General features: G+C 36.2%; 6 protein-coding genes and 2 pseudogenes. 6 read left to right on the forward strand and 2 right to left on the reverse strand.

The window, feature by feature from the left end; all coding sequences use genetic code 11:
- The 3 genes and pseudogenes from H540_RS33825 to H540_RS0120955 all read left to right on the forward strand — a co-directional run.
- A pseudogene (locus tag H540_RS33825) lies at positions 1–213 on the forward strand (RNA-guided endonuclease IscB); the annotation flags it as partial.
- An 83-nt stretch (positions 214–296) separates the two neighbouring features.
- Positions 297–659, forward strand: a complete 363-nt coding sequence (locus H540_RS0120950) for a DMT family transporter (protein WP_028402249.1) — start codon at positions 297–299, stop codon at positions 657–659.
- An 81-nt stretch (positions 660–740) separates the two neighbouring features.
- Positions 741–1,163, forward strand: a complete 423-nt coding sequence (locus tag H540_RS0120955; protein WP_051317224.1) for a YvaD family protein — start codon at positions 741–743, stop codon at positions 1,161–1,163.
- Between the two features lie 487 nt (positions 1,164–1,650).
- Here H540_RS0120955 and H540_RS0120960 read toward each other — a convergent pair whose 3' ends face one another.
- A complete protein-coding gene (locus H540_RS0120960; RefSeq protein WP_028402251.1) occupies positions 1,651–2,586 on the reverse strand; it encodes a LysR family transcriptional regulator in 936 nt (311 codons plus the stop codon).
- A 202-nt stretch (positions 2,587–2,788) separates the two neighbouring features.
- A complete protein-coding gene (locus H540_RS32465; RefSeq protein WP_081415227.1) occupies positions 2,789–2,932 on the reverse strand; it encodes an FbpB family small basic protein in 144 nt (47 codons plus the stop codon).
- 516 nt (positions 2,933–3,448) lie between these two features.
- On the opposite strand from H540_RS32465, the gene pruA reads away from it, so the two are divergent.
- The 3 genes and pseudogenes from pruA to H540_RS30510 form a co-directional block, all read left to right on the forward strand.
- Positions 3,449–4,996 (forward strand): L-glutamate gamma-semialdehyde dehydrogenase, encoded by a 1,548-nt coding sequence (gene pruA / locus H540_RS0120970; RefSeq protein ID WP_028402252.1) that lies wholly within the window; start codon positions 3,449–3,451, stop codon positions 4,994–4,996.
- A gap of 34 nt (positions 4,997–5,030) precedes the next feature.
- Positions 5,031–6,239: an ornithine--oxo-acid transaminase gene (locus tag H540_RS0120975; protein WP_028402253.1), complete on the forward strand. Its 1,209-nt coding sequence runs from the start codon at positions 5,031–5,033 to the stop codon at positions 6,237–6,239.
- Between the two features lie 121 nt (positions 6,240–6,360).
- Positions 6,361–6,824: pseudogene (locus tag H540_RS30510) on the forward strand (peptidase M20); the annotation flags it as partial.

Genomic DNA, 6,824 nt, shown 5'->3' on the forward strand with positions numbered 1-6,824 from the left:
AAAGCAAAAATGGAAGAAGTAGCTGGATTCCGTCATCGTGATGTTGTACGTTATACGAAACGAAACGGAGAAACATATGACGCATATATCACAGCTCTCTATCCGGAGAAAAGGCAATGCAATATGACCACGACAGACGGTAAAATCCTAAAGCGTTATGGATTGAAACCTGTAACGTTAATCTGGAGGTTTCAAAACATATATTGGTTCTAAAAAATAAAATGAGAGGGGAGGACTGGTTGGTTTGAGATGGTTTTATATATTTTTATACATTTCAAATTGACCAGGAAAATAATATGCATTGGATTTATTTATCCTTAGCTATCCTTTTTGAAGTAGCTGGAACTACCAGTATGAAACTATCAAATGGTTTTTCAAAAATTATTCCTAGTATATTATTACTTGTTTTTTATGTGGGTAGTCTTTGCTTCCTAACATTAACATTAAAAACTATTGAAGTATCAATTGCTTACGCTATTTGGTCAGGTATGGGGATTATAATTATCACGCTTATTGGTGTTCTTTACTTTAATGAAAGTATAAGTATTGTTAAAGTTATTTCTATTGTTCTTATCATTGTTGGTGTTGTTGTATTAAATATTACAGAGAATACAGAGCAGTCATATGATAAACAAACTATAAGAGAACAGGTTAAATAAATTATAAGAGTACCTCTTTAAATTCGATTTGTTACTTCGAGTTCCTAAATTGAATAAAATACTATAGTTCTATGGAGGGAAATTGTGAAATATTTAAAACCATTTTTTTTAGCAACAGATATAGGATTCATTGTATATTGGGTAGTCACTTTTTTTCAGTTAATTCCCAAGAGCGCGGCATTTAAAGATTATGACAACCCTGTAATTATCGCTTGGAATTGGTCGTTTTTTCCATTGGATATTTTGATTTCAATTACTGGTCTGTACAGTTTATATTTGTATAAAAAAAGCAATTCTTCATGGAAAAGCTATGCATTAATTTCACTTGTCTTGACTTTTTGTTCTGGATTGCAAGCTATTGCCTTTTGGAGTTTCAGCAAGGATTTTGATATAACCTGGTGGGCATTTAATCTATATTTAATGATCTATCCATTATTTTTTATTAAAATTTTCACTACTGAAAATAAATACGAAGCTAATATTGATGGAATAAGTAAACAATAAAGTAACCTATATAAAACTGAATAAAAAAATCGTCTTTTTATAGTGGGGAGAGAGCATCCGGCGACGTGCAGAAGCGGTCAAACCCTTGGTCCATGCAAGGGTAACCCAGAGAGAGGAAGTAAGTGCCAATGCCGTTTTGTTCGAAATAGCAAATGAAAACGTTGAAATTATAAATCATTTATATATCAGTAATCGAAAAATCCTAGAGTTCACTGAAATGACATGGATAAGTAGGGTATTTATTATTTGAGGGAAAACGTAATGAACCCCCAAGAGTCCAGACAAAAGTGTTCACTTTGTAGTTCTTGTCCTTTGTACAAATGGTTCTCTTTTAAGCGTATCATCAAGTATAAATCGTTATTAAAGGAGGTTAACAACACAATCCCCTCTTGGCGCCCAATGGGGATTGTATTGTTCGTTTTTATCATTTATAGAACTTTTTATACATCGTTGATACATATCCTTTATTTTTATACTTTTCCTCTCACTAAATCGCTATCTTCGTGACAGAACTATCCTTAAAACGAGAAGCTTGTATTTGGAGCTCCGTTAAAAATTCCCGAGTGACATTGGTGGAGTAATGATTTTTATTTCGAATCCAACAGAAGGAAACTCTTAGATTTTCATCTTCCACAGGTATAGGAATAATGTCTCCTATCTTTACATATGGGTCAGAATGCAAGGATAATGCACTATAAAATCCCACTGCTTCTCCCTCGGCAATCAAATACTTTGCAGCCTCCTGGCTTTCTGAACGAAGCAGTATATTAGGGCATCCGTATTTACGCAGGGTTTGAAAGAAATGGCGATCCATTCCATGATTTGTAAGAAAAGTGACAATAGGCTGCTTTATAACCTCGTTCATGGGAACTTTGTCCCATTTAATGAGGTCAGAATATTTCCCTACACATGCCATGACAGGACTGCTTAAAAAGTGTCTAGCAATGAGCTGATGATCATCCTCCAAGTAATTAAATGGTACCCCAATCAGTCCTAAGTCTACCTTTTCGCTCAAAACATCTTTCTTGATTTCAGACAGCTCATCTTCTCGAAGCTCAATTATAACGTGAGGGAATTTTGCCTTAAAAGATGCAAGTGTTTTAGGGATGAGGCTTCTGCACAAGTCTGGAACAGCACTAATGGATAATCTTCCTCTTATCTCTTGTTGCTGTATGCGTGCTTCCTCTTTCAATTCGTCCCATTTATTCAAAACTTCCCGTATTTTCTGGATAATTAGTTCTCCTTTTTCCGTAGGTTCCAGCCTGTTTTTAGAGCGAATAAATAGTGTGCTGTTAAACTCTTGTTCAATCTTTACAACAGCGTGCCTTAAGCTTGGCTGTGAAATGTTGAGAAGTTGGGCCGCTGCAGGTATGGACCCGGTTTTTTGAATTTCCATGATATATACAAGTTGTTCAATGCGCATATACACACCTTCCTATTTATGATGACTATATATGAGTGAATGATAAATTCGACATGACCATGTGCTATGTGCAACCAAGAGGGAGTATGGTATGCTTCTCTCTCGTTTACCCTTGCATGAACCACTACAAAGGTTTGACCGCTTCTGCACGTCGCCTCCCCACTATCAAAAGACGGTTTTTATTCACTTGTATATAGTTGTATTAAGTTAGCTTCTGAAGCTCGTGACGTTTTTCTATACGTTTTTCAATTTTTTCTAGTGCTTGTTTATCATTAAGTAATGTTTGCTTATTCTCTTGAACTAGCTCTTCAAATGATCTTTTATACTTACGACAATTCCACAACATAATAACGCTCCTTTATTTTCTATTTACAATCTATTTTTCAATCATAGGGTTAACATACGGCCCTTTCAGTCATTTCATTATTTGATTATTAACACTTGCAAAATTCGTGCCAATATTAAGTTTCTTTTAAAAATAAGCTTTATCGTGAATATTTTTTACTAAACCGCAAAATATTTTTGCTATTTTTTAATTCTTATTTGAGAAAGGTGCAAATTTATTTTTCGATTCAGTTTTTTATGGGGGTTCTGGTGCAATGAATCTTTAAATCTTGGACAGGTGGAACAAGATCATCGTTTCATTAAGAAACGTGTACGTTCTATGTCTCTATCAAATAGTTTTTGCACCAGAACCGACAATGCTTTTACCTCTTCTTCATGCACTTCAGACGTATCTTAAAGTTTTTGCACTAGAAATATGAAATTCTGAAAATATTGACTTATACATCTTTGTGTTGTATACATATATTATACATGAAAAGTACAACAGAATAAAAAGTCATTCATAGGAGGGATAAATATGGTATTACAATATTCTCACGAACCATTTACAAATTTTAAAGAAGAGCAACATAAAAAAGCATTTCAAGAATCATTAGCTTACGTTAATACACAGCTTGGTAAACATTATCCACTTGTTATTAACGGAGAAAGAATTGAAACCACGGAAAAAAAGGTATCCATTAATCCTGCTAACAAAGAAGAGGTTATTGGTAGTGTATCAATGGCAAATCAACAACTAGCAGAACAAGCAATGCAATCAGCATTACAGGCTTTTGAATCTTGGAAGAAATGGAAAATGGAGCATAGAGCAAACATTTTATTCCGAGCAGCTGCTATTATGCGTCGAAGAAAGCATGAGTTTTCAAGTTATCTCGTTAAAGAAGCAGGAAAGCCATGGAATGAAGCAGATGCTGACACAGCAGAAGCAATTGATTTTTTAGAATATTACGCGCGTCAAGCACTTGAAATGAAAGATGGAGCTTCTGTAAAAAGTCGTGTCGGTGAATACAATCAATATCATTATGTACCACTTGGTGTAGGTATTATTATTTCACCATTTAATTTTCCGCTTGCCATTATGGCTGGAACGGCTGTTGCAGCGATTGTAACAGGAAATACTATTTTATTAAAACCGGCTGATGCGACGCCTGTAATCGCCGCGAAATTTGTAGAATTAATGGAAGAAGCAGGCTTACCAAATGGGGTATTAAACTTTATTCCTGGTAAGGGTGCAGAAATTGGGGATTTCTTAGTTGAACATCCGAAAACGAGATTTATTTCATTTACTGGCTCTCAAGCAGTAGGATGTCGCATTTATGAACGAGCAGCAAAAGTACATCCAGGACAAATTTGGTTAAAGCGTGTAATTGCAGAAATGGGTGGAAAAGATACAGTTGTTGTGGATCGAGATGCTGATTTAGATTTAGCAGCTGCTTCTATTGTGTATTCTGCATTTGGATTTGCGGGTCAAAAATGTTCAGCTGGTTCTCGAGCAGTCGTTCATCAAGATGTATATGATGAAGTATTAGAAAAGGCAGTGAAACTAACAAAAACATTATCCGTAGGAAATCCGGAAGAATTTGAAACATATATGGGACCAGTAATCCACGAAGCTTCTTATGAAAAGATTATGAGCTATATTGAAATTGGTAAAGAAGAGGGTAAATTAATGGTCGGAGGAGAAGGTGACGATTCACAAGGTTTCTTCATTCAACCTACTATTTTTGCAGATCTAGATGAAAATGCACGATTAATGCAAGAAGAAATATTTGGACCAGTCGTGGCGTTTTGTAAAGCACGCGATTTTGATCATATGATGAAAATTGCCAATAATACAGACTATGGGTTAACAGGAGCTCTAATATCTAACAATCGTGAGCATATTGAACGTGCACGTGAAGAGTTTCATGTTGGAAACTTGTATTTTAACCGAGGTTGTACAGGAGCCATTGTCGGCTATCAACCGTTCGGCGGATTTAATATGTCTGGTACAGATTCCAAAGCCGGTGGACCTGACTATTTAATTCTTCATATGCAAGGAAAAACAACGTCAGAGACGTTTTAAGATTCCTATCTATAAATATTGAGGAGGGTTAAATATGACGACGACAGAAACAAAACAAACGGTGAAAATTATCGAACAAACAGAAAGATTTGGCGCCAAGAATTATTATCCTCTTCCAATCGTGATTGAAAAAGCGCAAGGTGTTTGGGTAGAAGATCCTGAAAATAATAAATACATGGATATGTTAAGTGCATATTCAGCAGTCAATCAAGGTCATCGTCATCCTAAAATTATTGAAGCACTCAAGCGTCAAGCAGATAAAGTAACCTTAACGTCTCGCGCATTTCACAATGATCAGCTCGGTCCATGGTATGAGAAGATTTGTACATTAACGAAGAAAAATATGGCACTGCCGATGAATACGGGAGCAGAGGCGGTTGAAACAGCTGTGAAAGCGGCTCGTCGCTGGGCGTATGAAGTAAAAGGAGTAGCTGAAAATCAAGCGCAGATCATTGCTTGTATCGGGAATTTTCACGGACGTACTATGACAGCGGTTTCTTTATCATCAGAAGCAGAATATAAGCGTGGATTTGGTCCGATGCTACCGGGTATTCAAACGATTCCTTACGGTGATATAGACGCATTAAAAGCGGCTATATCACCAAATACAGCTGCCTTTTTACTTGAACCAATTCAAGGCGAAGCAGGAATCATTTTACCGCCAGAAGGGTTCTTAAAAGCAGCTTCTGAATTGTGTAAACAGCATAATGTCTTATTTATCGCTGATGAAATTCAAGTCGGATTAGCGAGAACAGGTAAAATGTTTGCATGCGATTGGGAAGATGTTGAACCAGATATGTTGATTTTAGGAAAGGCACTTGGGGGAGGAGTATTTCCGATTTCATGTATAGTTGCCAATGATGATATTTTAGGTGTATTTAACCCTGGTTCTCATGGATCCACTTTTGGAGGAAACCCACTTGCTTGTGCTGTATCTTTAGCTGCATTAGAAGTGATTGAAGAAGAAGACTTATCAACTCATTCACTAGAGTTGGGCGCGTACTTTCAACAAAAATTAGCAGATATTAAAAATCCAGTTATTAAAGAAGTTCGAGGCCGAGGATTATTTATTGGTGTAGAACTGCATGAAGAAGCACGACCATATTGTGAGAAATTAAAAGAACAAGGATTATTATGTAAAGAAACTCATAGCACAGTGATTCGTTTTGCCCCGCCTCTTATCATTTCAAAAGAAGAATTAGACTGGGCAATTGAGCGTATTTACAAGGTATTTTCTGAGTAAGTGAAAAGAGTTAATCGGAAATAAACTAAACAAAATAGTGCGATATAAATTACATCGCACTGTTTTGTTATAAAGGACAATCTAAGAAACAACTACTAATTTCTAATTGGGGGAAATATCCATGTATGCTCAAATTAGCCATATGACAATGTCCGAGAAAGTTGAAGCGCTTACAAGGTCTCTTGTCAATATAAAAAGTATTAACGGAACAAGTGGAGAAGTGGAAGTAGCCAATTTTATAAAAGAAACGCTTCTAAGCTTTCCTTATTTTCAACAACATCCCTCCCAGGTATGGGAACAGCCGATTCCCAATGATCCACTCGGTCGGAAAAATATTTTTGCATTTGTGAAAGGAAATAGTGATAGTCAAGAAACGCTTATCTTTCATGCACATTTGGATACAGTAGGAATTGAAGATTTCGGACCTTTAAAAGAACATGCGTTAGATTCAGATAAACTAGTCGAATATTTTTCTACCTATGATGTTAATGCAGATGTTCAACAAGATGCCCGATCTGGTGAATGGATGTTTGGACGAGGATCTGTCGATATGCAAAGTGGAATCGCGGTGCATTTGGCCAATGT

Source organism: Ectobacillus panaciterrae DSM 19096 (assembly GCF_000430785.1).
Classification (GTDB): Bacteria; Bacillota; Bacilli; order Bacillales; family Bacillaceae_G; genus Ectobacillus; species Ectobacillus panaciterrae.